The sequence below is a fragment of the Salinirussus salinus genome (assembly GCF_009831455.1).
GTDB lineage: Archaea > Halobacteriota > Halobacteria > Halobacteriales > Haloarculaceae > Salinirussus > Salinirussus salinus.
Window position 1 is genome coordinate 35,991 of record NZ_WOWO01000004.1, and the last position, 25,595, is coordinate 61,585.

The window sequence follows — 25,595 nt, forward strand, 5'->3', positions numbered from 1 at the left end:
GGGGGGCGGGGCGGGCGGGGACCGGGGGCGCCTAGAGCACGCCCTGCAGACAGTCCAGCGTCTCCTCGCGGTCCTCCCAGGGGACGAACACGGCAACGGAGGTGGCGCTGGTGACGACGTCGTAGAGGTAGATCCGCTCCTCGGCGAGCGGCGCGAGCACCTGCTGGATGGCGTCGGTCTGGCTCTGGACGTCGTTGCCGGTGACCCGGACGACGGCGATCTCCTCCTCGCGGGTGATGCTGGAGAGGGTCTCGTCGGCGACGACCTCCTCGTGCATCAGCGCCTCGGCGCGCTCGGCGTTGTCGGCGTCGACGTAGAAGGTGATCGAGTCCATCCCGCTGGAGACGGTCTGGATGTTGATCCCCTCCTCGCCCAGCGCGGAGGACAGCGTCGCGAGGATCCCGGGCTGGTTGCGGACGGCGCGGCCGGCGGCGGTCAGACAGACCAGCTCGCGCTCGTGGAGGTCGATGAGATTTTGAAACTCCCCGCTGATGGAGGTGCCGCCCGCGAGCAGGTCGTCGTGCTGGTAGTGGACCACCCGGACGGTGAGCCCGTCGGTCTTGTAGGCGAGCGCGGAGGGGGCGACGACCTCCGCCCCCCGGAAGGAGAGGTTGCGGAGTTCGTCGACGGTGATCTCCCCGACGTTGCGCGCGCCCTCGACGACGTCGGGGTCGCCGGTCATCACGCCCTCGACGTCGGTGACGATGACCACCTCGTCGGCGTCCATGTAGTTGCCGAGCATGACGGCGGTGGTGTCCGACCCGCCGCGACCGAGCGTCGTGATCGTGCCGTCGTGGTCCTGAGCGAGAAAGCCGGTGATGACGGGGACGACCCCGTCGCGCATCCGCGCTGCGCACTGCTCGGCGCGCCCGCGGGTCTCCTCGACGTCGACCTCGCCGTACTCGTCGGTGATGATCGGCCAGTCGGCCCGGCCGGGCTCGAGGAAGGAGGCGTCGATCCCGCGGGCCTCCAGGGCGCCCTTGAGCATCCGGACGGAGGTCCGTTCGCCCATGCTGACGATCTCGGCGCGGTCCTCCTCGCTGGCGTCGAATTTCATCTCGTCGATCAGCGTGTCCGTCGTCGACCCCATTGCGCTGACCACGACAGCCACCTCGTGGCCGGCCTCGACCGCGGCGGCGATCGAGTCCGCGGCCCGGTTGATCCGGTCGCCGTCGGCGACGCTGGTCCCTCCGAACTTGACTACGACCCGCATCCGACCACCCCGTGACGCGTGTCCCTCATGGTGTGTTGGCGCCCGCTTTGTCGCCGCCGTGGATAACTGTGTCCATCTGTGCCACCGACTTTTACTGTCTCCGCGCCCCAACCGGGAGTATGGAACTGCGGGACGCCGTCGAGGCCGACGCCGGGCGCCTGGCGGAGTTGACCGACGCCCCGCGGGACGTGATGCGCAACCTCGTCCACGACCGCACCGTCAGGGTCGCCGAGCGCGAGGAGGAGATCGTCGGCTTCGTCAGCTACGACGCCCGCGCCCGGACGGTTCACGTCACCCAGATCGAGGGCGACCCCGACGCCTTCCCGACGCTGCTGGAGGAGCCGCTGGGCTTCGCCCGCGCCGAGGGGATGGCCGTCGAGATGCTCGTCCCCGACGGCGAGCCCGACGTCGAGGACGCCGCGGTCGCCGCCGGCTTCGAGGAGACCGGCTCCGGACCCCGCTTCGAGGGGCGACCCACGACCAGACTCAGGACCGACCAGCCATAGACTACTTTTTTGGGCCTCGGGTGCGCTCCGCGCACCGCGTGGCGGCGAGGCCGCCACGGCATGCAGGTGCGGGCCGCCGGCCCGCAACTCGCTCGCGTAAAAAACACAGTGAAAAAAGCCGGACGCTCGGTCGCGTCGCTCCCTCGCGTCCGGGGAACCGGCGGCCTGCGGCCGCCGGATGCTCGTGGTCAGCCTGCCCTTCCCCGGGTCGCGCGGTCGCGGCCGCCGCCGCGACACGCGCTCGCGGCCACACCTTGTGCCCGACCAAAACGCCAAGAGACCGGCCACACGATCGTTTGGTATGCTCTACGCGGGAAGCGACGACGGCGTCTACCGCATCGCCGGCGTCCCCGGCCCCGACGAGACGACCGCCGAGCGGGTGCTCGAGGCGGAGGACGTCTACCGCGTCGAGCGGTACGACCCCCTCGAGGGACTGTTCGCCACTGCGGAGTCCGGGCTGTACTACTCCCCTGCAGGGGACGACTGGCTCCGGCTCCCGGTCCCGGAGGAGCAGGTCTACGCGGTCACCGTCGACCCCGCGGGCGAGCGGGTCTACGCCGGCACCCGACCGGCCCGGGTGTTCGTCGCCGACTGGGACGGGCCACCGGGAGCCGACCGCTGGACCGAACTCGACGGGTTCCGGGCGCTGCGCGACCGGGCCGACTGGGGGATCCCCCGTCACGACGACCTCGCGCAGGTCCGCAGCCTCCGGACCCACCCCGGGGCCCCCGACCGGCTCGTCGCCGGCGTCGAGGTCGGCGGCGTCCACCTCAGCGACGACCGCGGCGCGAGCTGGGTCGACAGGAGCATCGAGGGGTTCGACGCCCCGCACACCGACGACATCCACCACATCGCGCTCCCGGACCCGGGGACGCTGGTCGCCTCGACCGGGAGCGGGCTCTACCGAAGTGAGGACGCCGGCCGGACGTGGACCCGGCTCGACACCGGCCACCGCCAGCGGTACTTCCGGGAAGCGAGCGTCCACGACGGGGCCGTCTACGCCGGGGCCGCGCCCGCCTCCTCGTCCTCCTGGGAGGAGGACCGCGACCACGCGCTGCTGGTCTCCCGCGAGCGCGGTGGCGAAGGACTCCAGCAGGTCGACACCCCGACCCCCGAGGAGGTCCCGCTGGGGTGGTGTGTGGTCGAGGGCGACCCGGTAACTGCGACCCACCGAGGGACGCTGCTCCGCCGGGACGACGGGGAGTGGGAGCGGGCCGGGTCGGTCCCGACGCCGGGGGCGGTCCGCGGGCGGTACATGCCGCTGTGCTGGGTCGAGTCCTGACGGACATCTGCCCCCGTGGGGACCCGCTCGACTCCCGGGCGGTCCGTTCGCTCGTGGATGGCGGCCGCTCACATCCGAGGGTGGCCTTTACCGGGAGCATCCGCGCGAACGGCGAGGGGCCAAAGGCCCCTCCTGCAGCCGGACGTAGTCAGGCGACGGCGTGAGCGCGGTTCACTCCGACCGAGCGCAGCGAGGTCGGAGGTCTTTTTCGCCCACGTTTTTGCCGCGAGCGAGTTGCGGGCCAGTGGCCCGCATCTGCATGCCGTGGCGGCCTCGCCGCCACGCGGTGCGCGGAGCGCACCCGAGGCGGAAAAAGGTGGGACCGCACACCTTTTGCCCGCCGGTGGTGTATCCGGCGGATATGCAGACGCTCACCCTGGGACCGGCGGGGACCTACTCCCACCGCGCGGCCGGGGCCGTCGCCGACGACGACGGGATCGCCTTCACGGAGTCGGTGACGGCCATCGTCGAGGCGGTCGCCGACGGCGACTACGACCGGGGAGTCGTCCCCGTCGAGAACAGCATCGAGGGGTCGGTGACGGAGTCACTGGACGCGTTCACCGAGTACGAGGTGGCGGTCGTCCGGGAGATCATCACGCCCATCCGCCACGCCCTGCTCGCGCAGGGCGAGGACTTCGAGACCGTCGCCAGCCACGCCCAGGCGCTCGCGCAGTGTCGTTCGTATCTGGAGGAACACTACCCGGACGCCGACCTCGAAGCGGTGGCCTCGACGGCCCGCGGGGTCGAGCGCGCCCGCGAGGACGCGAGCGTGGCCGCCATCGGTCACCCCGCCAACGCCGACGGCGACCCGGCCCTCCGGACGCTCGCGGAGGACATCCAGGACCGGACCTCCAATGCCACCCGCTTTCTGGTGGTCGCGCCCGAGAGCGAGCGCAGCGAGGCCGGCTCCAAAACCTCCCTCATCGTCTACCCCAGCGAGGACCGCCCCGGGCTCCTGCTGGAGATGCTCGAACCCTTCGCCGACCGGGACATCAACCTCACCCGCGTCGAGTCCCGCCCCAGCGGCGAGCGGCTGGGCGACTACGTCTTCCACATCGACGTCGCCGCGGGCCTCTACGAGCAGCGCACCCAGGACGCCCTGGCGGCGGTCGAGGAGATCGCCGGCGAGGGATGGGTCCGCCGGCTGGGCTCGTATGACTCCGAGACTGTTCTCTACTGACCGCTACAGCCACAGCAATCCCGTGCACTACGTCTACGTCCTGCGGTGTGCCGACGACACCCTCTACACCGGGTACACCACCGACGTCGACCGCCGCGTGGCCGAACACGACGCTGGCGAGGGCGCGAAGTACACCCGCGGGCGGGCGCCGGTCGACCTCGTCTACACCGAATCCTTCGGGAGCCGGTCGGCCGCGCTCTCCCGGGAACACGAGATCAAGGCGCTCTCCCGCGCCGAAAAGGAGCGGCTGGTCGGGGAGGAGTGAACAACGACGCCGGCGCGTTACTCGGGGGCTGTGACCCACGTCACCGCCAGCACATATCAGCAAAACTGCCATTCTGTGCGGCGGTGCCGGACGGGGTGATCCTCTGCCAAAAGGTTTGAGAGGGCGGAGCGGGAAGGGCGAGCCGAGACGAGTGTGGTCACGTTGTTCACCACCATGACTGTCGTTTTGGCGATATTCGACTCCTCGCTGGGCTACGAACTCCTGTTCGGTGTCGCGGCGCTGGCCTGTTTCGTGGCGGCGACCCGGGCCTGGAAGGTCGAGGATCCGGAACTGCGCTGGAGCCTGCTTGCGCTGTTGCTCGCCAGCGGCGGGTGGTCGGCCTCTCACGTCGGGATGTTCGCCCTCCCGGACCCGTTCCGGGAGTTCAGCTACCTCTTCGGGCTTATCCTCGGGTTCGGCACCGTCTGGGTGTGGCTGTACTTCGCCTCGGCGTACACCGGGCGGACCTACCACCGCGAGCCGACTTTCCGGTGGCTCGCCGGCGCCATCTACCTGGCCGTCGTGGCGGTGAAGGTGACCAACCCGTTCCACCACCTCTACTTCGAGACGGCCTTCGTGACCGACCCGTTCCCCCACCTCACGGTCCAGCAGGGGGTGTTCCACTGGGCGGTCACCGGCTTCTCCTACGCGCTGGCCGCGGCGGGCATCTTCATGCTGCTCGACCTGTTCGTCTCCTCGGACTACGACACCTGGCCGCTGGCGGTGCTGGCGGGGCTGACCGGGCTGCCGGTCACGCTCGACATCGTCGGCTACGCGACCCCGCTTCTGGTGGACATCATCTACGCCCCACTCGGCGTCGGGGCCTTCGCCATCGGCGTCCTCTTTCTGTTCCGGGACCGGTTTCTCGCGGTCAAGGCCACCGGCGGCGTCAGCGACCCGCTGGTCTTTCTCGACGACGACGGCCGGATACGGGACTACAACGAGCCCGCCGGCGACCTGTTTCCCGCGCTGGCGGCCGGCGACCGGCTGGACGCGGTCGTCCCCGGCGCGACCGACGCCGCTGCCGACGACCAGCTGCTCGAACTCGACGTCGAGGGCGAACGGCGGTACTTCGTGGTCTCGAACAGCGTCTTCGAGGTCGGGCAGAACCGCGTCGGCCAGGTCGTCCTCTTCTCGGACGTGACCGACTCCGAACAGCGCCGGCGCGAGCTCGCCCGCCACAACCGCCAGCTCGAGGACTTCGCCGGCGCGATGACTCACGAGCTGCGCAACTCCCTGCAGGTCATCGACTGGAACGTCCAGGCCGCCGCCGAGACCGTCGACCTCGACTTCGACCGGCGGGACCCCCTGGAGACGGCCACCGGTGCTGCCGACCGGATGGGTGACCTCGTCGACGACTTCACCGTACTCGCCCGCCACGGCCAGACCGTCGAGGGGCTGGCCGAGCTCGACCTCGGCGAGGCCGTCGCGGACGCCCGCCGCGAGGCCGACACGGACGTCTCCGTCACCGTCACCGACGACGCCACCATCGAGGCCGAACCCCGCCGGCTCCGGGCGCTGTTCGCCAGCGCCTTCGAGTTCGCCGACCGCAACGGTGCGACCGAGGTCACGGTCGAGGCGACCCGCGACGGGTTCGCGCTCGCCGACGACGGTAACCCCCCTATCGAACCGGTCGAGAAGTACTTCGCCTACGACGAGGCCGTTCCCGACGCGAAGGCGGGGATGAAGCTGCCCAACGTCCGCTCGCTGGCGAACGTCCACGGCTGGGAGGTGGCCATCGACTCCGGCTACCGGGACGGGGTGCGGGTGGCCGTCTCCGGCGTCCGGCTGCTGTGAGGAACAGCCCGCCTGCCAGCGCGCCCGGCCCCGCGCCGGTTTTTTGCCCGGCGCCCGCCAACGGCGGGTATGGTACTCGACCCGGGCGACCCCGCTCCCGACGTCAGCGCGCCAACGCAGGACGGGGAGGTCGTCTCCCCCGACTTCGCCGGCCCGACGGTCGTCGCCTTCTACCCCGAGGACGGCTCTCCCGGCTGTACGACCGAACTCGAGCAGTTCGCCCGCGAGCGGGAGGTCTACGAGGAGGCCGGCGTGACCGTCTACGGCGTCTCCGTCGACGGCGTCGACTCCCACCGCGACTTCGCCGCCGAGACCGGCGTCGAGTTCGACCTGCTTGCCGACCCCGACGGCGACCTCGCGGACGCCTTCGGCGTCGAGCGGACGGCGCCCGGCGACCGGACCCCGCGGACGACGTTCGTCCTCGCCGACGGCACGGTCCACCGCGTGTATACGGGCGTGGGCCCGGACGGCCACGCCCGGGACCTCCTGATGGACCTGCTGGAGGACGGGCTGGTCGAACTGGAGTGAGGCGGGGCCCACCGCCGGTCGCCACAACAGCGGGTCAGGACTGGATGTCGATGGCCGGTCGGCCGGGCTCGGCGTCCCTCGCCAGGTCGCCAGGGGCCTCCGCGGCGCCGTAGACCGCCACCTCGGCGCCGAACTCCCGCCGGATGAGCCAGGCCGCCCGCTCGAGGGCCGCCCGCTCCCGGTCGGGGTCGAGATACTCGTCGACCCGCCCGCTCCCGGCAAGCGTCTTCGCGAAGTCGGCGGCGGCCTCACCGCGCTCCCGCAGGTCCTCGTCGGCCATCACCGCCCCGACGACGTCCCCCTCCGCGTCCCGGGCGAGGTCGGCCGCGCGGTGTTTCCAGGCCGGCGCGACGGCGACCTCGACCCGCTCGGGGTCGGCGATGTCGGCCACGTCGACGATGTCGCGGATGTCCTCGCGGGTGTTCTCGACCAGCCGGCGCTCGAGGTTGTAGCCGGGCGGGGGCGACCCCGTCGGCCACGCCGCCTCCGCGACCAGCCCCTCGCCGCCCAGCAGCTCCCACAGCTCCTCGGCGACGTGGGGGGCGACGGGCGCGAGCAGCTTCGCCGTCGTCTCCAGCGCCTCGGTGACGGCCCCCTCGTCGGGTGTCGTCGCGTCGCGGTACTGGCGCACGAGCGCGACCAGTTCGCGGACCGCCTGCAGCGCGTGGTTGAACCGGAACCGCTCGAACTCCTCGGTGGCGGTGGCGGCGGTGGCGGCGGTCTCGCGGGCGACGTACTCCGCGATGGGGTCTTCGCCCGCGCCCTCGCTCCCGCCGCCGCCACCGTCACCGCCGGCCGTCTCTATCTCGCCCTCTGCGAACGCGCGAGTCAGGCGGTAGACATTTTGAAGGAACTGGTGGGCCGAGCGGGCACCCTCTTCGGTCCAGTCGAAGTCCTTCTCGGGCTGGGCGGCGTTCATCATAAAGAGCCGGGCGGTGTCGGCGCCGTACTCCTCGACGAAGGGCCGCGGGGAGACGACGTTGCCCGAGGAGGAACTCATCGCCGTGCCGCCCTTGCGGACCATCCCCTGGGTGAGCAGGTTCTCGAAGGGCTCCTCGACGCCCTCCAGCATGTCGAGGTCAGCGAGCACCTTCGTGAAAAAGCGGGAGTAGATGAGGTGCATCGTCGCGTGCTCGATGCCGCCGACGTACTGGTCGACGGGCATCCAGTCGCTGGCGCGCCCGGTGTCGAAGGGCGCTTCCTCCAGGTCCGGCGAGACGTACCGCAGGAAGTACCACGAGGAGTCGACGAAGGTGTCCATCGTGTCCGTCTCCCGCTCGGCAGGCCCGCCACAGTCCGGGCAGGTCGTCTCCTTCCACTCCGTGGCGGCGTCCAGCGGGTTGCCGGCGGTCTGAATGAACTCCGGGAGCTCGACGGGCAGCTCCTCGTCGGGCACCGACACGTACCCGCAGTCCGGACACTCCACCAGGGGGATCGGCGTTCCCCAGTAGCGCTGCCGGGAGATACACCAGTCCTGCAGGCTGTGGGCCGTCCGCTCCTCGCCGTCGAGGTCCTCGACGAACCGGTCGCGTGCTTCCGGACTTTCCAGGCCGTCGTACTCCCCGCTGTTGACGAGCACGCCGTCCTCGGTGTAGGCCGCCTCCTGAACGTCCACTGCCTCGGGGTCGACGTCGGCGTCGGGGGCGGGCTCGACCACTTGCTCGACCGGCAGGTCGTGTTCCTCGGCGAAGGCGTGGTCCCGCTCGTCGTGGGCGGGCACTGCGTAGAGCGCGCCGGTGCCGATATCCTCCAGCACGTAGTCGGCGACGTAGACGGGGATCTCCTCGCCGGTCGCGGGGTTGGTGGCGTACTCGCCGGTGAACACGCCCGACGTCTGGGGGAGTTCCTCCTCAGTGTGTTCGGCGCGGTGGATGTACTCCGCGAGTTCCTCGTCGTCCTCGGCGAGGCGCTGGGCCACCTCGTGGCCGGGCGCGAGCGCGAAGAAGGTCGCCCCGTGGATGGTGTCGAGCCGGGTGGTGAAGATCTCGACCTCGTCGCCGGTCGTCAGCTCGAAGCCCACGCTCGCCCCCTCCTGTTTGCCGATCCAGTTGCGCTGCATCTCCCGGACGTTCTCGGGCCAGCCGTCCATCCCGTCCAGGGCGTCGTAGAGCTCGTCGGCGTAGTCGGTGATAGTAAAGAACCACTGGTCGAGCTCCCGGCGCTCGATGGGCGTGCCACACCGCCAGCACCGCTCGTCGTCGCCTTCGACCTGCTCGTCGGCCAGCACCGTCTCGCAGTCCGGACACCAGTTCAGCTCGGTGGCCTTGCGCTCGACCAGCCCTTCCTCCCGGAACCGGTTGAAAAACCACTGGTTCCACCGGAAGTAGTCGGGCTCGCAGGTCGTCACCTCCCGCTCCCAGTCGAAGCCCAGCCCCATCAGCTCCATCTGGTCTTTGATATTCTGGATGCAGTCCATCGTCCACCCGCGGGGGTCGACGTCGCGCTCGTTGGCGGCGTTCTCCGCGGGCAGACCGAAGGAGTCCCACCCCATCGGGTGCAGCACCGACTCCCCCTGCATCCGCTTGTAGCGGGCGTAGGCGTCCGTGATCGTGTAGTTGCGGACGTGGCCCATGTGCATCTCCCCCGATGGGTAGGGGAACATCGCCAGCACGTAGGCGGGGTCCTCGGCGTCGTCCTCGATCCGGAACACCTCCTCGTCGTCCCAGACGCGCTGCCACCTGGACTCGACCTCGGTGTGGTCGAACCCCCGCTCGCGTTGCTCTCCGCTTCCGGTACTCATGTGTCACCTGTTGGGATACCGACGGTGCTATACCTTTCCCTTGGGCGGCCGCGACCGGCGCCACGGCAGCCAGGCGAGCGCGGCGGGCCGGCGTGAGCCCCCCGCGGCGGCCCGCAGCGGCGCCGCCGGCGCTCAGGTGTCCGTGCCCACCAGCGCGAAGTCGGTGCCGACGCCGGTCTCGCGGGCCCGTTCGTAGACGACGTGGGCCGCGGCGACGTCCTGGATCGCCAGCCCCGTCGAGTCGAAGACGGTGACGCCGTCGCCGTCCTCGCGGCCGGCCTTCTCGCCGGCGACTACCTCGGCGAGTTCGGCGTGGATGTCACCGTCGTCGAGCGCGCCCTCGCTCCAGGGGACGTTGATCTCCCCGGAGTGGGTACACTGGTCGTAGTCGTCGATGACCAGCTTGGCGTCCGCGAGCACGCTGTCGGCGATCTCGTGTTTCCCCTCGGCGTCGGCTCCCATCGCGTTGACGTGGGTGTGCTCGCCCACGCTGGTGACGATGGGCTCGCGGACGGGCGTGGTCGTCGAAACCACGTCGCAGGCGGCGGCCTCGTCGATGCTCCCCTCGCGGACGTCGTACGCTTCGGCGTAGCGCTCCCGGAGGGCCGCGATGGCGTCGGGGTCGCGGTCGGCGACGACCACACGCTCGATGGGGCGGACCTCGGCGACGGCCTCCAGCTGGCTGTAGGACTGGATCCCCGCGCCCACCAGCCCCAGCGAGGTGGCGTCCTCCCGGGCGAGATACCGGGTCGCGACGGCGGCGGCCGCACCGGTCCGCAGGCGGGTGAGGCTGGTCCCGTCCATGAGCGCGAGCGGGAGCGCGGTCGCGGGGTCGGAGTAGATCATGGTGCCCATGACGGTCGGCAGGTCGTGGCGGTCCGGGTTCCCCGGGTGGGAGTTGACCCACTTGACGCCCGCGGCCTCCCAGTCGCCGGCGTCGATGTAGGCGGGCATCGACCGGAAGTCGCCGTCGTGCTGGGGGAGGTCGATGTAGGACTTGGCGGGCATCTGGGTGTCCCCGCGGGCGTCGGCCGCGAAGGCACCCTCGACGGCGTCGATGACCGCCGCCATCGAGGCGCTCTCGGTCACGTCCGCCGGGTCGAGAAGCAGCGTCTCCATGCGGTGATCTGTCCCGGCGGCCCACTTAAGTCCACGTCCGTCAGCCAGGGTCGTGTTTCGTTCAGCAGCGTCGGTGCTCGGTCCGATTCTGCCATAGCGAACACTACCGCGGCTCCTCCCGCCCGCACCCCTCACCGGACCCGACGGTATTTGTGCCCGCCCTGCGACAGCCCCGGCGATGCGCGAACGCCGCCGGGTGCTCGCCGTGACGTCGACGGCGCTTTTCTTCTCGGTACTCGTCTGGTTCAACTACTCGGCGGTGCTCCCGCTGGTGGTCGAGGAGTGGGGGCTGTCGGGGCTGGAAGCGGGCGTGGTCTTCGGCGCCTTTCAGGCCGGCTACCTGGTTGCGATCCTCCCGGCCGGCCGGCTCGCGGACCGCTACTCCCCGCGGTGGGTCATCGCCGCCGGCGCGACCGGGACTGCCCTCCCCAGCCTCGCCTTCGCCGCCCTCGCGGACGGGGTCGTCCTCGGAAGCCTCCTGCGCTTTCTCTCCGGCCTGTTCGTCGCGGGGGTGTACGTCCCGGGGATGCGCTTCGTCAGCGACTGGTACCCCGAGTCCGTCCGCGGGCGGGCGCTTGGCCTCTATATCGGCACCTTCGAGTTCGGTAGCGGGCTCTCCTTCGTCTTCGCGACGCTTGCCGCCGAGGCCGTCGACTGGCGGCTCGCGGTCGCAGTGACGAGCATCGGCGCGCTCGGGGTCGCGCCGCTCGTGCTCGGGCTCACCCGCGACAGCCCGACGGCCGAGTCCGCATCGGAGGGATTCGACCTCGCGGTCCTCCGGAACCCCGAGTATCTCGCCGCCGTGGGCGTCTACGCCTGGCACAACTGGGAGCTGTTCGGTGTCCGCAACTGGCTGCTGGCCTTCCTGGCGGCCACGCCCGCCTTCGCCGCCACCGGCTCGCCAGTCCTCCCGGGGCTCGCGGTCGGGGCCTCCATCGTCGCCAGCGGGTTCGGCGACGCCCTCGGCGGGCGCCTCAGCGACGCCGTCGGTCGGCCCCAAACGATCGCCGCCGGCCTCGCCGCCAGCACGCTCCTGAGCGCCGCATTCGGCCTGCTCGGCGGCCTCCCGCTGGCCGCGCTGGTCGCGCTTGCGGTCGGCTACGGGCTCGTGCTCACCGTCGACAGCGCCCCCACCTCGACGCTGGTGACCGAGGTCGTCCCCGACGAGCACGTCGGTACCGCGCTGTCGGTCCAGTCGCTCGCCGGCTTCTCGACGACCGTGGTCTCGCCGGTCGTCTTCGGGCTGGCGCTGGACCGGGCGGGCTACGCCGCCGCCTTCCCGACGCTCGCCCTCGGTGGATTGCTCGGATTGCTGTCGGTCGGCGCGCTCGTGTGGATTCGTGGGCGGTGAGGGCAGCGGGGCCGCCGCTCACTCCAGCAGTAACAGCGACGGCTCCTCGAGGTACCCCATGACGGTGTTGGCGAAGCGGGCGGCGTCGGCCCCGTCGATGACCCGGTGGTCGATCGACAGCGAGAGCGGCAGCGTGTGGCGGGCCACCACCTCGTCGTCGACCACCACGGGCCGCTTGGCGAGTTCCCCCAGCCCGAGGATCGCCGTCTCCGGGTGGTTGACGATCGGCGAGGCGTACTCCCCGCCGACCGCCCCGAAGTTGGTCACCGAAAAGGTCCCGCCCTGCATCTCCTCGCGGGAGAGTTCGCGCGCTCTGGCGCGCTCGACCAGGTCCGCGACCTCCGCTGCGAGCTCCAGGACTCCCTTCTCGCCGACCCGCTCGACGACCGGCACGAGGAGGCCGTCGTCCGTCGCCGTCGCCACCCCGACGTTCGCTGCGTCGTGGTAGACGATCTCCTCGCGCTCCTCGTCCAGCCGGCTGTTCAACACGGGGTGTTCGCGGAGGCCGGCGGCGACGGCCTTGAGCACGAACGGGAGGTAGGTCAGCCGGACGCCGCGCTCCTCGGCGGGCCCGCGCAGCCGCTCGCGGGTCTCGACGAGTTCGGTCACGACGACGCTGTCGTGGTGGGTCGCCCGCGGGACCGCGTCGTCCGCGGCAGCCATCCGCTCGCCGATGGTCCGGCGGATCCCCCGGTACGGTTCCCGACGCTCGCCGGCCGCAGCCGCGCCGCCCGTGTCGGCCTCGCCGGCCGGCGGGCCGATGCCGGCGGGCTCGGCTCCAGCCGTGGACCCGGCTCCCGCTCCGGCCCCTGACTCGGCGCCGCCCGCGGCCTCGCTGGCCTCGCCGGCCTCTGCGGCCGCCGACTGCGCCTCGGCGTGCGCGCGGACGTCCTCGGCGTCGACGAAGGGCTCGCCTTCGCGGGTCTTGTCGGTTGGGACGCTGTCGATGTCGACGCCGAGTTCGTCGGCCAGCGCCCGGGTCGCCGGCACCGCGAGCGTCCGGTCGCGGTCGGCCGCACCCGCCGTCTCGGCCGGGGTCGTCCCTCCGCCCGCGGCCGCCCCGCTGTCGTCCCCGCGGCGCGTGACGGCCGCCGTCGGCCCGTCGCCGGCCCCGCCGGCCGGCCCGTCGCTGGCCGCGCCAGCCTCCGTTGCGCTCGTTCCCGCCGGGCTCGCTTCCGCGTCGCTCCCGCCCGCGTTCGCGGCCGCGCGCACGTCACTTTCCACGACCCGACCGCCCGGGCCGGAGCCGTCGACCGCCGCGAGGTCGACCCCGAGTTCGCGGGCCAGCCGCCGCACGCTCGGTGCGGCGAACACGCGCCCGCCGGTCCCGTTGCCTCCGGGGGCCGTCCCGGCGGGGTCGGCCGCAGGCTCCTCGCCGTCGGCGGCCTCCGCTTCCTCCGGTTCGGCGCCGCCCTCGGCGTCCTCCTCGATGGTGACCACGACCTCGCCGACGGGGACGACGTCGCCGACCTCGGCGTGGAGTTCCCGGACGACGCCGGTGACGGGCGCAGGCAGGTCGACGACCGCCTTGTCGGTCTCGACCTCCGCGAGCACGTCGTCCTCGGCGACGCGGTCACCCGGCTCGACGTGCCAGGCGACGACCTCCCCCTCGCTGACCCCCTCGCCGACGTCGGGCAGTGCGAACTCGAACATCAGTACTCCGCGGTCTCCCGGATGGCGTCCCCGATCCGCTCAGCCTCGGGGAGGTAGTACTCCTCCAGCGCATAGAGCGGGAAGGGAACGTCGAAGCCCGTCACCCGGCGTATCGGCGCCTCCTGGTAGAGCACCTGCTCCTGGAGGGTCGCGGTGATCTCGCCGGCCAGTCCGCCATTGCGGTGGGCCTCGTGGACGACGACCGCCCGCCCGGTCTTCGCGAAGGACTCACGTACTGTGTCGCGGTCCATCGGCGCCAGCGTCCGGAGGTCGACGACCTCGGCGTCGACGCCCTCCTCGGCCAGCGCCTCGGCGGCGTCGAGCGTCGGCCGGGTCATCGCCCCCCAGGTGAACACCGAGACGTCCGTCCCCTCCCGGCGGACCGCTGCCTCCCCGAGCGGGAGGGTGTAGGTCTCGTCGGGCACCTCGCCGCGGAATGCCCGGTAGATCTTCTTTGGCTCGAGGAAGACCACGGGGTCCTCGCTGCGGACGGCGGCCGCGAGCAGCCCCTTCGCGTCGTAGGGGGTCGAGGGGACGACCACCTTCAGCCCGGGGATGTGCGCCAGCGCCGCCTCCGTGGACTCGGAGTGGTGCTCGGGCGCGCGGATCCCGCCGCCGTAGGGCGCCCGGACCACGAGCGGGCAGGTGAAGCGCCCGCGGCTCCGGCTGCGCAGCCGGGCGGCGTGCGAGACCAGCTGGTCGTAGGCGGGGTAGAGAAAGCCCATGAACTGGACCTCCGCAACCGGGCGCATGCCGAAGGCCGCGAGGCCGACCGCGGTGCCGACGATGCCCGACTCCGCCAGCGGCGTGTCGACCACGCGCCGGTCGCCGAACTCCTCGATCAACCCCTGGGTGGCCCGGAAGACGCCGCCGTTCTCGCCGACGTCCTCGCCCATCACGAGCACGTCCTCGTCGCGGGCGAGTTCGCCGTACAGGCCGTCCCGAACGGCTTGAACGAGCGTGAGATTCTGCGTGCTGCCGCCGGGTTCTCCCCCGGGGCCAGTGCCTGCGTCGGCCTCGGCGTCCCCGTCGGCGCCGGTGTCGGTGCTCATTCGAGCAGGTCACCCCCGTGACGGGCCTCCAGGTCGCGCAGGTACTCCAGTTGCTCTTCGAGCCGCCCGGGCATGTCCGCGTAGACGTTTTTGAACATCTCCTCGATGTCGGGGCGCTCGTGGGTCTCGGCGGCGTCGATGGCGTCGGCGACCTCTGCCTCGACGGCGGTCTCGATGGCGTCGACCCGCTCGTCGTCGAGCAGGCCCCGCTCGCGGAGGAACGTCTCCATCCGCGGGATGGGGTCCAGGCGGCGCCACCGCTCGACTTCCTCCTCCTCGCGGTAGACCGTCGGGTCGTCGGCGGTGGTGTGGGCGCCAAAGCGGTACTGGACGGCCTCGACCATCGTCGGCCGGGTCGCCCCGCCGACCTCGGGGTCGCCGCCCTCGCCGGTCCGGGCCTTCTCGACGGCGTCGCGGGTGACCTGGTAGACGGCGAGGGGGTCCATCCCGTCGACCTGCACGCCCTCGAAGCCGTAGGCCCGGGCCTTCTGTGCCAGCGTGGCGCTTGCAGTCTGGCGTTCCCGGGGGACCGAGATGGCCCACTGGTTGTTATTGCAAAAGAAGACGGCGGGCACGTCGAAGACGCCGGCGAAGTTCAGTCCCTCGTGGAAGTCGCCCTCGCTGGTGGCGCCGTCGCCGAAGTAACACATCGTCACCCGGTCCTCGTCGCGGAGCTTCGCCGCCCAGGCCGCCCCGGTCGCGTGAGGTATCTGGGTGGCGATTGGGACCGCGACGGTGAACATGTTGACGCCCTCGGGGGCGACGTTGCCCTCCTCGGTCCCCATCCAGTACAGCAGGATCTTCTCCAGGGGCCACCCCATCGCGTACGCGGAGACGTGCTCGCGGTAGCTGGGGAACAGCCAGTCCGGCTCGGCGAGGGCGTGGACGCTGCCGACCTGGGCGGCCTCTTGCCCCGACAGGGGGGGATACGTGCCCATCCGGCCCTGGCGCTGGAGACTCACCGCCCGCCGGTCGAAGTGCCGGCCCAGCTTCAGCTCGCGGTACATCTCGACCAGCTCGTCGTCGGAAAGGTCCGGCACCTCGGCGTCCTCCCGGACCTGCCCGCTCTCGTCCAGCACCTGTACCTGACCGCTCGCCTGGAGGGTACTCAGAGAAACCACCTGCCGAAGTACGACATACTTCCAGGCTTGCCCCCCGCGCCGTTTATGCGTTTCGCGGTTATGTCTGCCGGTTCTCGGCAGCCTTCGGGGTGTTACTCGCGGTAATTATGAACAGTTGATCACCGCAGCTGGCGGTGGCCGCACCCGCCGGCATCAGTCGCCGTCCGCCCGCTTCGCGTCGGCCCGCGCCTGGTCGACCGACTTCCCGTCGCGTTCGAGAGCCTCGACGAACAGTTCGCCGGCGCGGTACGAGGAGCGGACCATCGGGCCCGCCGCACAGTACAGAAAGCCCAGTTCCGCCTCGGCGACCCGCTCCCAGGTGTCGAAGACGTCCGGGTGGACGTACTCGCTCACCTCCAGGTGCGAGCGGGAGGGCTGGAGGTACTGGCCCAGAGTGACGACGTCGACGCCCACGGCCCGGAGGTCCCGCAGCGTCCGGTAGACCTCGTGGGCGTACTCCCCGACCCCGAGCATGACGGAGGTCTTGGCGTATGGCTCCGCGTCGGCGACCCGGGAGAGGACCGACAGCGACTGCTCGTAGCCCGCCCGGCGGTCCCGAACCGGCCACTGGAGCCGTTCGACGGTCTCGACGTTGTGGGCGAGCACGTCCGGCCCGGCGTCGATGACCTCCTGGACCAGCTCGGGCTCCCCCTGGAAGTCCGGGATCAGCGCCTCCACCAGGACTGATGGGTCCCGCCGTTTGATCTCCCGGACGGTCTCGGCGAAGTGGCCCGCCCCCTGGTCGGGGAGGTCGTCGCGGTCCACGCTCGTCAGGACGACGTAGTCCAGCCCGATCTCGGCGACGGCGTCGGCGACCTGTTCGGGTTCCTCGGGGTCCGGCGGCTCCATCCCGCCGGTCTCCACGTCACAGAAGTTACAGCCCCGCGAGCACCGCTCGCCCAGCAGCATGAACGTGGCCGTCCCCGGGCCGTCACGGCCCGACCAGCACTCCCCCAGATTGGGGCAGTTGGCCTCCTCGCAGACCGTGTTGAGGTCGTGGTCGTCGAGCGTCTGCCGGATGTGAGTGAACCGCTGGCCCGACGGCGGCCGCGTCTTCAGCCACTCGGGCTTGCGCACACCGCTCATTGACGGCTGTTACGGGCCCGCAGACAAAAGCGTGCGGTCCGTCGGCCCCGAGTGGGTCCGACGGACGCGTGGCCCGGCAGTCCGGCGGACGGCGGAACGCGAAACCTCTTTGTCGGCAGGGCCCCCCGACACGTCCGTGTCAGGTCCGCCCGACGCCGAGGCCGAAATCGCGGTCGCGGACGTGCTCCCCGACTTCGCCGACGCCTTTCCCTTCGAGCGGTTCAACCGGATGCAGACCGCCACCCTGCCGGCCCTGCTCGACACCGAGGAGAACGTCGTGGTGGGCGCGCCGACCGCCAGCGGCAAGACCGCCGTCGCCGAGGTGGCCATCTGCCGGACGCTCGCCGAGGGCGGGACCGCCCTCTTCCTGGCCCCGCTGCGCGCGCTCACCAACGAGAAGGAACGGGAGTGGGAGCGCTTCGAGGACCTGGGCTACTCCGTCTACGTCGTCACCGGCGAGCGCGACCTGAACTCCCGGCGGGCCGAGCGGGCGGACGTGCTCGTGATGACCCCCGAGAAGGCCGACTCCGCCACCCGCAAGTACGACTCCCGGCGCTATTCGTTCGTGACCGACATCGACTGCTGTATCATCGACGAGGTCCACCTGCTGGACTCCGAGAAGCGGGGCAGCGTCCTCGAGGTGACCGTCGCCCGCCTCCGGCGGCTCTGTGACCCTCGGGTCGTGGCCCTCTCGGCGACGATGCCCAACGTCGAGGACGTCGCGGCGTGGCTGGACGCCCCCGCGGAGACGACCTTCCAGTTCGACGACTCCTATCGGCCCGTGCCGCTGGAGGCCGACGTCGCCACCTACAGCCACGGCGAGAACGCCTTCGCCGACAAGTACCGCCGGCTCTACCGGGCGCTGGACCTGGTCGAACCCCACCTCCGGGAGGGCGGCCAGGCGCTCGTCTTTGTCTCCTCCCGGCAGGACACCGTCCGGGCCGCCGAGAAGACCCGCGACGAGTTCGCCGAGCGCGACGTTCCCGTCGACGCCCGCGGCGACTACGACTTCCACACCGAGGCCGCCGAACTCGACAACGACACCCTCCGGCAATCCGTGCTCGACGGCGTCGGTTTCCACCACGCCGGCCTCTCGCGGGCGGACAAGGAGCGCGTCGAGCGGTGGTTCCGCGAGGACCGCATCGTCGCCCTCTTTTCGACCTCGACGCTCGCCTGGGGGGTGAACCTCCCCGCCCGGTGTGTCGTCATCCGCGACACCAAACTCCACGACCCCCTGGAAGGTGAGGTAGAGATGAGTCCGCTGGACGTCCTCCAGATGCTCGGGCGAGCGGGCCGGCCGGGCTACGACGATACCGGCTACGCCTGGGTGGTCTGCCCCCCCGAGGACGCCGAGCGGTACCGCCGGCTGCTCCGGGACGGCGAGCCCATCGACTCCCGGCTGGCCGGCGACGAGGACGCCGAGGTTGCAACCCGGAACGGGGGGGACGGCGAGAGCGACGGGAGCCGCCAGGCTCCCCCCGGCGGGGACCTGGCGGTCCACCTCAACGCGGAGATCGCGCTCGGGACCGTCGGGGACGTCGGCGACGCGATGGACTGGCTGGAGACCACCTTCTACTACGTCCGCGCCCAGCGGGCCGCGGGCTACGTGGCCGGCGAGGACCTCCGGGACCGCGTCAGCGACACCCTCGAGTGGCTCGCCGCGGAGGGGTTCATCGAGGTCGACGGGCTGGCCGTCGAGCCGACCGAACTCGGGCGGCTGGCGTCGGACTTCTACCTGCGCCTGGAGACTGCCGCTCGCTTCGCCGCACTCGCGGAGACCGACCCCGGCGAGTTCGAGGTCCTCCGGACGGTCGCCGGCGCCCTCGAGTTCGACAGCGTCAGCGCCCGCTCTGACGAGGCCGACGCCATCGACGCCGTGCTGGGCGAGCGCGCCGACGACCTTGCCGACGGCTCGCGGAAGGTGCTCGCCATCCTCCGGGCGGCGATGGACGGCTCCACTCCTGGTGCGCTCAAAAGCGACGCGTGGATCATCCGGCAGAACGCACTCCGGCTGCTTGGGGCGCTGCGGACCGTCCTCGACCGCTTCGACGGCGCGGAGACCGCCAACCTCGTTGCCCGGGTCGTCGCCCGCGTCGAGACGGGGATCAGCGCCGACGCGGTCGGGCTGACCGCCATCGAGGGCGTCGGCGCGACCCGCGCGCGCACCCTCGCGGCGGCCGGCCTCGAAACGCCCGAGGACGTGGTCGCGACGGGGGTCGACGGCCTCGCCGCCGCGGGGCTGGCCGAGGGGGTCGCCGAACGCGTCCACGAGGCCGCCCGCGACCTGCCCGTCGTCGAGGTCGACTGGGGCGACCTTCCCGACACCGTCGGCCGCGGCGAGCGCTCGCTCCACGAGGTGACCGTGCGCACGGCCGCGGGCGCGGCCCGCGCCGGCCTGCGCGTGACCGTCAACGGGGTGGAGATGACCGCCAAGGACAGCTATCTCGGGGCGACCGAGCTGCCGGTCGCGCTCTTCGGCAGCGATACCGACCGCCTCGAGCTGGCGGTCAGGGTCGCCTTCCCGGACCTCCCCCTGCCGCCGAGCATCCACACCCGGACGGTAACCGTCACTGACTGAGCGCCCTCGATAAATCGTCTCGCGCCGTTTGCGGGCGCGATGAAACGACCCGTACTGCCCGTAAAGAGTCCGAATATGCCGGCCACGCGGGGAAAACGTGGTGAAATCGCGCTAGCGGTCGACCCCCTATATGGAGGTGGGGGGACATGGCTCGAAGCGAGGAGACTCACTATGTCGAACGCGTCCCCGCACAGGTTGCGGCGAGTCGACGGCGGTGCCGTCCGCGCGTCGGTGGAATCGCTGGTCCGAGCAACTGGCTTCTGGACGGCCGTTGCGTTGCCCTTCGTCGTGCTCGTCGTCGTGGCAACCGGCGGCGCACAGCGCCATCCCGTGGCCTTTTCCGGCCTGCTGGCGGCCAACCTGGCCGCGCTGGTCCTCGGCCGGAACTACGACCGCTAGGTGGTCTCCTCGCTCCTGTTTCCCACACCTGCGGGGTGGTCCCACCCCGCCTGGTCCTGCCACACCTGACCCTGCCTTTGAAATACCAGGCCGGGACCACCCGGCCCATGCGCGTCATCACCGGCCGCTGTACGGCCGCCTTCGACGGTCCCGGCTCCCGCGAGCGCAAACAGCACGGCGAGTGCCTCGTCCTCGTCAAGCCCGACGACACCGTCCTCGTCCACGACGCCCGCGGCTACCAGCCGGTCGCCTGGCTCACCCGCCCCGACGCGGTGACGGTCACCGACGAGGCCGTCGTCGCCCAGGACGGCGACCAGCACCTCCGGGTTACCCGCCACGACACGACCACACGGGAGGTTTCGGCGAGCGCAGCCGGCGTCCCCGTCGGTGACTGTCCCGACTGCGGCGACCGGCTCGTCCGCGCCCGCGGCGACGTCTCCTGTCCCGGCTGCGGGGCCCGTTACGGGCTGCCCGCCGGCGCGACCGTCCTCGAGGAGACCTGCGAGTGTGGCTGTCCGCGGCTCCGGGTCGCGCGCGGCGGGGAGTTCGAGGTGTGTCTCGACCGCGACTGCGAGTCGCTTGACGAGCGGGTCCGCGAGCACTTCGACCGGGCCTTCGACTGTCCGGCCTGTGGCGGCGACCTTCGGGTGCTCCGTCGAGGTGGCCTGATTTTCGGCTGCGAGGGCTACCCCGACTGCGAGACGAGCTTTGCCGTCCCGCAGGGGGTCCACGACGGGGCCTGCGAGTGTGGCCTGCCGGCCTTCGAGACCGGGTCGGGGCGGCGGTGTCTGGATTCGACCTGCGGGGTACCGGTGGAGTGACCGTCGCCCCGACGCCGGACCGCAAGGGGCTTTGGCTCGCCGGCCGTCGCTCGGGCATGGACGCGACGTTCGACGGCACGGCCGTCCGGGCGGGGTCGGCCGCCCGCGAGCAGTTCTACGACGCCCGGGGGTACGGCCGGCCCGACGACGGCGGGGTCGTCCTCGCGCCCGTGGAGGCGGCCCACCTGCTCTTCCGCGGCGACCTCGACAGCGTGGTCGACCGTCGTCCCGGGGGTAACGGCCGCCGGCTCGGCTTCCCGGCTTTCCTCGCCTCGACGGCCGTCTCGGAGGTCGACTTCTTCGTCTACAAGGACCTCCGGGACCGGGGTTTTTACCTCTCGCCGGTCGACCGGGGCGGAGCCGGAAGCGGCGGGGCTGGCGCGAACGGTGACCCCGGCGAGTTCGCCGTCTACCCGCGAGGCAAGGGCCCCTGGGACGACGCGGTCGCCTACCGGGTGCGGGCGGTCAGCGAGCGGGCGACCGTCGACGCCGGGGCGCTACACCGCCTGGCCGCCCCCGCTGGCGACGACACGGCCGGGAAGGCGGGCCGGGAGCCGACCGGCGTGCTGGCGGTCGTCGACGAGGAGAGCGAGACCACCTACCTCGAACTCGGCACGCCGACCCTGTCGGGGTCGACCCACCACGACCTCCCACCGGCCGAGGGGGACCTGCTGGCCGACCGGGTGCTGGTCTGGGACGCACCCGACCCGCTGTACGGCCGGGCCTTCTACGGCCAGCCGCTGGACGACGGGGTCCAGCTCTCGCTGGTCGAGGCGGCCTACCTCGCCCGGGCGGGCCTGCTGACTGTCGACGGCGGGGAGGAGGCCGTCGTCAAGCGCGGCCGGGAGGTGGAGGGCGACCGGTTCGACCGGCGGCTGCGGGCCTACGGCGCCCTCCGGACGGCCGGGATCGTCCCCAAGACCGGCTTCAAGTTCGGCGCCGACTTCCGGACCTACGACGACGTGGCCGACGTCGCGGACCTGGGCCACTCCGAGCGGCTGGTCCGGGTGCTCCCGCCCGAGTACGGCTTCGCGCCGCGGGACCTGGCGCTCGACGTGCGGCTGGCCCACGGCGTCCGCAAGCGGATGGTGTACGCACTGACGGGCACGAGCGAGGGGATCGCGTGGCTCTCGGTCGGCCGGCTGACGCCCTGAGCGATGAAAACCGTTATGTCGCTGGTGGCGGTGGATCGTCGTATGACGGCCGCTTCCCGCCCGTGGCGCCCGCAGGCTCAGGAAGCGGACAGTCCCGACGGCCGGGCCGGCGCGTGACGCCGCCCCCGACCGCGGTGCTCCCTCCACCTTCTCGCCGCGACGCTTCGCCCGACGACCACCCAACACCCGACAGATGACACAGGAACGCGACGCCGACCGCGACCCGGACGCACAGCCACCGACCGAGCCGCGAGCCGACGGCGGAACCGTCGACGACGTGGCGCTTGACCCGTGGGGCTCCTCGACGGTGTCGGACTACCGCAAGCTGTTCGAGCAGTTCGGCATCGAGCGCTTCGAGGAAGTTCTCGGGGAGGTGCCCGACCCCCACTACCTGATGCGCCGCGGCGTGATCTTCGGCCACCGCGACTACCGCCCGGTCGCCCGCGCGATGCGCGAGGACGACCCCTTCGCCGCGCTCTCGGGCTTTATGCCCACCGGCGACCCCCACATCGGCCACAAGCTGGTCTTCGACGAGATCATCTGGCACCAGCAACAGGGCGGGGACGCCTACGGCCTGATCGCCGACCTCGAGGCTCACAGCGCCCGCGGGCTCTCCTGGGCGGAGATCGACGAACACGCCCGCAACTACATCCTCTCGCTGCTCGCGCTCGGGTTCGACCCCGAGGAGGGCGAGCTCTACCGCCAGTCCTCGAACCGGGTGGTCCAGGACCTCGCCTTCGAGCTGGGGGCGGAGGCCAACTTCTCGGAGCTGCAGGCCATCTACGACTTCGACGGCGAGACCGACGTCTCCCACATGCAGTCGGTCGTCACCCAGATGGCCGACATCCTCTACCCCCAGCTCGAGGAGCCCAAGCCGACGGTCATCCCCGTGGGGCCGGACCAGGACCCGCACATCCGGCTCTCGCGGGACCTTGCCGCCCGGCTGCGCTACTTCGGGGTGACGGAGGCCTACGCCAGCTTCGAGCTGACCGACGCCGAGCGCCGGACGCTCGCGCTCGTCTACGAGGACCTCGCAGACGGCGGCGAAGCGACGGACGGCGACGACGCCAGCGGCGAGGCGGACGACACCCTCCGGTGTGAGGACGCCGCCGCCTTCCTCCGGGACGCCGCCGACCGTGCGGATTCGTTCGGGACGCCGGAGACCCGCGCCTCGCTGCTGGAGAAACTCGACAACGCCGGCATGGAGCCCCTCCGGCCCCGGGTTCGCTTCGTCGACCGCAACGCCACAGAGGAGGCCTTCGAGGCCCTGGTCGAGGCGGTCGACGGCGAGAAGCGCGTCTACGAGAACCACGTCGACGCCTTCGAGGTGGACCGGGGGGCCGCCGACCAGCTGGCCCGCGAGGTCGAGGTCGCCCACGGCGGCTACGGCTTCCTCCCGCCCTCTTCGGTCTACCACCGCTTTATGACCGGCCTCACCGGCGGGAAGATGTCCTCCTCGGTGCCGGCGAGTCACATCTCGCTGTTGGACGACCCCGAGGAGGGCTACGACAAGGTGAAAGCCGCCACCACCGGCGGCCGCGAGACCGCCGAGAAACAGCGCGAACTCGGCGGCGAGCCCGACGACTGCCCCGTCTACGAGCTCTACGCGTACCTGCTCGCGAGCGACGACGACGAGTTCGCAAAGCGGGTCTACGACGAGTGCGCCGGCGGCGAGCGGCTGTGTGGCGACTGCAAGGAGCAGGCCGCCCGGCTGATGGAGGAGTTCCTCACCGAGCACCAGGAGAAACGCGCCGAGTGGGAGGACCGGCTCGAGGACCTCGACATCGACCTCGACACCGACCGCAAGCGCTGACCGTCGCCGGACCCGCCCTGCGGACTGCCCTTACCACGGCGGGGACCGGGGCTCCTCGCAGGGCCCGGTTCGCTCCAGCATCACGACGTACTGCCTGTTCGCCAGCTCCTGCTCGTCGCCGTAGAGGTCGCTCTGCGGGACGACCCCCAGCGGCAGCAGGTCGGCAAGCGACCCCGGCTCGGCCCGGTCGAGGACGTAGTCGTCGGGCGGGTCACCGAAGGCGGCGACGACCTCGTAGTTGCGGCTCCCGTTCAGGAGTCCGCGGACGTACGCCCGTCGCTCGCTCACGTTCGAGCGGACGTACCGGACGCGCTTTTCCGGTGGGGCGTCCCGGAGGTAGTGCAGGTCCTCGGAGACGAGCTGAATGTAGTCGGGACAGGCCACCGACACCTCCCCGGGCGGACCGCCGTCGTTGGGGTGGCTCAGCCGCGGCCAGGTCGGCGAGACGGCGTCCTCGAACCCGTGCTGGTAGCTCTCCACCGTCGCCTCCCGGGGGACGTTCCCTTCGATCCACGCGCGTGCGTCCCCGCGGGGCGTGTCGGCGTACTGCATCGTCCCCACGCCGGCGTACAGCCCCGTCGTGACCACGAGCGCCGCGACCGCGAGCCCCCCGACAGTCGGGTGGCGCCGGCGCAGGCGGACCAGCCCGGCCGCCCCCAGCAGGACCAGAAGCGCCATCGTCGGGAGGAGGTGGTGGGGCCGGAAGTCGTGCCAGGGGACGAAGAGGACGACGAACATCCCAAGACAGCCCGCGACGAGCGCGGTCGCGTCGTCGCCGCGGTCGAGCGTCCGGAGGGTTGCTGCAGTCCCGGCCACGACCGCGAGCAAGAGCGGCCACCCGAACGCGCTGGCGTAGCCCCGGAGGAACCACCACAGGACCGGGGCGTCCGGGCCGACTGGGTCGACGATCCGGTAGCCGGTCTGGCCGAACAGCCGGCGCGCGACCGGCTGGAGGTTCCCCACCAGCACGTCGGGGAAACTGAGGATGACCACGACGGCGCCGAGGACGGCACCCCGTCGAAGCTGCCGGGAGCGCCACAGCCCCCGCCACCACCCCCCATCGGTTCCGCGCTCCCGGAGGACGTACGCCAGCAGGACGGTCGGAGCGACCGGCGCCGCAGTCAGTTTCAGCCCTATCGCGACTCCGCCGGCTGCACTCGCCGCGTAGAACCGTCCCGTCCCGCCAGCCTGGACGTACCGCACGAGCAGGTACATCGCGAGCAACAGGAAGAAAAGCGCCGGGAGGTCCTCCCCACCCTCGTGGGCGAGCACGACGACCTCGAAGGTGAGTCCGAACAGGAGCGCCCCAAGCCGGCCGGTCGCGCGGTCCCGGAGGACGGTCCCGAGCCGGTAGGTGAGATACACCGACCCGACGGCCGCCAGCAGGCTCACCAGCCGGACCGCGAGCAGGCTCGCGGTCAGGAGCCACTCGGGGGTCGCCCGCCAGACGCCGATGAATCCGAACTCCGGGTCCGGGTCCGCCATCGCCGCGACGGCGTCGAGCTGTCCCACCAGCGCCGCCGCCAGCACCACCGGTGCCAGGGCGAGGACGTACAGATAGAAGGTCCCGCCGAAGGGCGTGCGGCCCCACGCGACCCCCTCCCGGAGCCCCTCGACGCTCGGGTCCGAGACGACCGACCCGTACGCGACCAGCGCGTCGAGCAGCCGGTCCCGTTCGTCCCAGGTGGCGACGTTCGGCGCCCGGTGCCAGAGCCAGAACCCACACAGCAGCACCGACAGCAGCAGAATGTACGCGAGATAGGGGTCCTCCCGGAGGTCCGTCCGGACGGTGCTGCGTGCGCGCCCGAGCGCCGCCCGCACACCACCCTCACCGGTCCACATCGCTTCTCACGCCCGCCGGCTCGGAAAAAAGCGCACCGATCCAGGCGCCGGTGGGTTTTTGTCGCTGCGCTCGCGACCCTCGATCCATGACGCCC

General features: G+C 71.6%; 20 protein-coding genes. 12 read left to right on the forward strand and 8 right to left on the reverse strand.

Going from position 1 to position 25,595, the window contains the following annotated elements:
- Positions 1-31 precede the first annotated feature (31 nt).
- The gene (locus GN153_RS14055; protein ID WP_159903886.1) at positions 32-1,213 is read right to left on the reverse strand and encodes an aspartate kinase; all 1,182 of its coding nucleotides are present in this window, start codon (positions 1,211-1,213) and stop codon (positions 32-34) included.
- A 119-nt stretch (positions 1,214-1,332) separates the two neighbouring features.
- Here GN153_RS14055 and GN153_RS14060 point away from each other — a divergent pair, with 119 nt between their 5' ends.
- The 6 genes from GN153_RS14060 to GN153_RS14085 all read left to right on the forward strand — a co-directional run bounded on the left by GN153_RS14060 (position 1,333) and on the right by GN153_RS14085 (position 6,771).
- Positions 1,333-1,719 (forward strand): hypothetical protein, encoded by a 387-nt coding sequence (locus GN153_RS14060; protein ID WP_159903888.1) that lies wholly within the window; start codon positions 1,333-1,335, stop codon positions 1,717-1,719.
- 301 nt (positions 1,720-2,020) lie between these two features.
- On the forward strand, positions 2,021-3,001 hold the full coding sequence (locus GN153_RS14065) for a WD40/YVTN/BNR-like repeat-containing protein (protein ID WP_159903890.1): 981 nt from the start codon (positions 2,021-2,023) through the stop codon (positions 2,999-3,001).
- A gap of 361 nt (positions 3,002-3,362) precedes the next feature.
- Positions 3,363-4,181, forward strand: a complete 819-nt coding sequence (gene pheA, locus GN153_RS14070) for a prephenate dehydratase (protein ID WP_159903892.1) — start codon at positions 3,363-3,365, stop codon at positions 4,179-4,181.
- Positions 4,156-4,446: a GIY-YIG nuclease family protein gene (locus tag GN153_RS14075; RefSeq protein ID WP_159903894.1), complete on the forward strand. Its 291-nt coding sequence runs from the start codon at positions 4,156-4,158 to the stop codon at positions 4,444-4,446. Before pheA ends, GN153_RS14075 begins: the two co-directional genes overlap by 26 nt.
- Positions 4,447-4,620: 174 nt before the next feature.
- Positions 4,621-6,243 carry a sensor histidine kinase gene (locus tag GN153_RS14080; RefSeq protein WP_159903896.1) on the forward strand — a complete coding sequence of 541 codons (1,623 nt, stop codon included), beginning with the start codon at positions 4,621-4,623 and terminating at the stop codon, positions 6,241-6,243.
- Between the two features lie 69 nt (positions 6,244-6,312).
- Positions 6,313-6,771, forward strand: a complete 459-nt coding sequence (locus tag GN153_RS14085) for a peroxiredoxin (protein WP_159903898.1) — start codon at positions 6,313-6,315, stop codon at positions 6,769-6,771.
- 34 nt (positions 6,772-6,805) lie between these two features.
- Here the strand turns inward: GN153_RS14085 and leuS are convergent, their stop codons facing one another.
- Together leuS and GN153_RS14095 are read right to left on the reverse strand one after the other, a co-directional pair.
- Positions 6,806-9,511 (reverse strand): leucine--tRNA ligase, encoded by a 2,706-nt coding sequence (gene leuS, locus GN153_RS14090; RefSeq protein ID WP_159903900.1) that lies wholly within the window; start codon positions 9,509-9,511, stop codon positions 6,806-6,808.
- A gap of 132 nt (positions 9,512-9,643) precedes the next feature.
- Positions 9,644-10,630 carry an ornithine cyclodeaminase family protein gene (locus GN153_RS14095; RefSeq protein WP_159903902.1) on the reverse strand — a complete coding sequence of 329 codons (987 nt, stop codon included), beginning with the start codon at positions 10,628-10,630 and terminating at the stop codon, positions 9,644-9,646.
- A 178-nt stretch (positions 10,631-10,808) separates the two neighbouring features.
- Between GN153_RS14095 and GN153_RS14100 the strand changes: the two genes are divergently transcribed.
- Entirely contained in the window at positions 10,809-11,981 is a 1,173-nt protein-coding gene (locus GN153_RS14100) for an MFS transporter (RefSeq protein WP_236544825.1), read from the forward strand.
- Between the two features lie 18 nt (positions 11,982-11,999).
- Here the strand turns inward: GN153_RS14100 and GN153_RS14105 are convergent, their stop codons facing one another.
- From GN153_RS14105 to lipA, 4 genes are all read right to left on the reverse strand, one after another.
- Complete coding sequence (locus tag GN153_RS14105) at positions 12,000-13,634, reverse strand: dihydrolipoamide acetyltransferase family protein (RefSeq protein ID WP_159903904.1); 1,635 nt, start codon at positions 13,632-13,634, stop codon at positions 12,000-12,002.
- The gene (locus tag GN153_RS14110) at positions 13,634-14,686 is read right to left on the reverse strand and encodes an alpha-ketoacid dehydrogenase subunit beta (RefSeq protein ID WP_159903906.1); all 1,053 of its coding nucleotides are present in this window, start codon (positions 14,684-14,686) and stop codon (positions 13,634-13,636) included. Before GN153_RS14110 ends, GN153_RS14105 begins: the two co-directional genes overlap by 1 nt.
- Positions 14,683-15,798, reverse strand: coding sequence for a pyruvate dehydrogenase (acetyl-transferring) E1 component subunit alpha (pdhA, locus tag GN153_RS14115; protein ID WP_159905027.1), 1,116 nt, complete (start codon positions 15,796-15,798; stop codon positions 14,683-14,685). Before pdhA ends, GN153_RS14110 begins: the two co-directional genes overlap by 4 nt.
- Positions 15,799-15,960: 162 nt before the next feature.
- Positions 15,961-16,893, reverse strand: a complete 933-nt coding sequence (gene lipA, locus GN153_RS14120; protein WP_159903908.1) for a lipoyl synthase — start codon at positions 16,891-16,893, stop codon at positions 15,961-15,963.
- A 166-nt stretch (positions 16,894-17,059) separates the two neighbouring features.
- Here lipA and GN153_RS14125 point away from each other — a divergent pair, with 166 nt between their 5' ends.
- The 5 genes from GN153_RS14125 (at position 17,060) to GN153_RS14145 (ending at position 23,658) form a co-directional block, all read left to right on the forward strand.
- On the forward strand, positions 17,060-19,471 hold the full coding sequence (locus GN153_RS14125) for a DEAD/DEAH box helicase (RefSeq protein ID WP_159905029.1): 2,412 nt from the start codon (positions 17,060-17,062) through the stop codon (positions 19,469-19,471).
- 171 nt (positions 19,472-19,642) lie between these two features.
- Positions 19,643-19,870, forward strand: coding sequence for a hypothetical protein (locus GN153_RS14130; protein WP_159903910.1), 228 nt, complete (start codon positions 19,643-19,645; stop codon positions 19,868-19,870).
- 107 nt (positions 19,871-19,977) lie between these two features.
- A complete protein-coding gene (locus GN153_RS14135; RefSeq protein ID WP_159903912.1) occupies positions 19,978-20,691 on the forward strand; it encodes an endonuclease NucS domain-containing protein in 714 nt (237 codons plus the stop codon).
- A gap of 56 nt (positions 20,692-20,747) precedes the next feature.
- Positions 20,748-21,845, forward strand: a complete 1,098-nt coding sequence (gene endA / locus GN153_RS14140; RefSeq protein WP_159903914.1) for a tRNA-intron lyase — start codon at positions 20,748-20,750, stop codon at positions 21,843-21,845.
- A 193-nt stretch (positions 21,846-22,038) separates the two neighbouring features.
- Positions 22,039-23,658 carry a tryptophan--tRNA ligase gene (locus tag GN153_RS14145; RefSeq protein WP_159903916.1) on the forward strand — a complete coding sequence of 540 codons (1,620 nt, stop codon included), beginning with the start codon at positions 22,039-22,041 and terminating at the stop codon, positions 23,656-23,658.
- A gap of 30 nt (positions 23,659-23,688) precedes the next feature.
- Here the strand turns inward: GN153_RS14145 and GN153_RS14150 are convergent, their stop codons facing one another.
- On the reverse strand, positions 23,689-25,500 hold the full coding sequence (locus GN153_RS14150) for an ArnT family glycosyltransferase (RefSeq protein ID WP_159903918.1): 1,812 nt from the start codon (positions 25,498-25,500) through the stop codon (positions 23,689-23,691).
- Positions 25,501-25,595 lie beyond the last annotated feature (95 nt).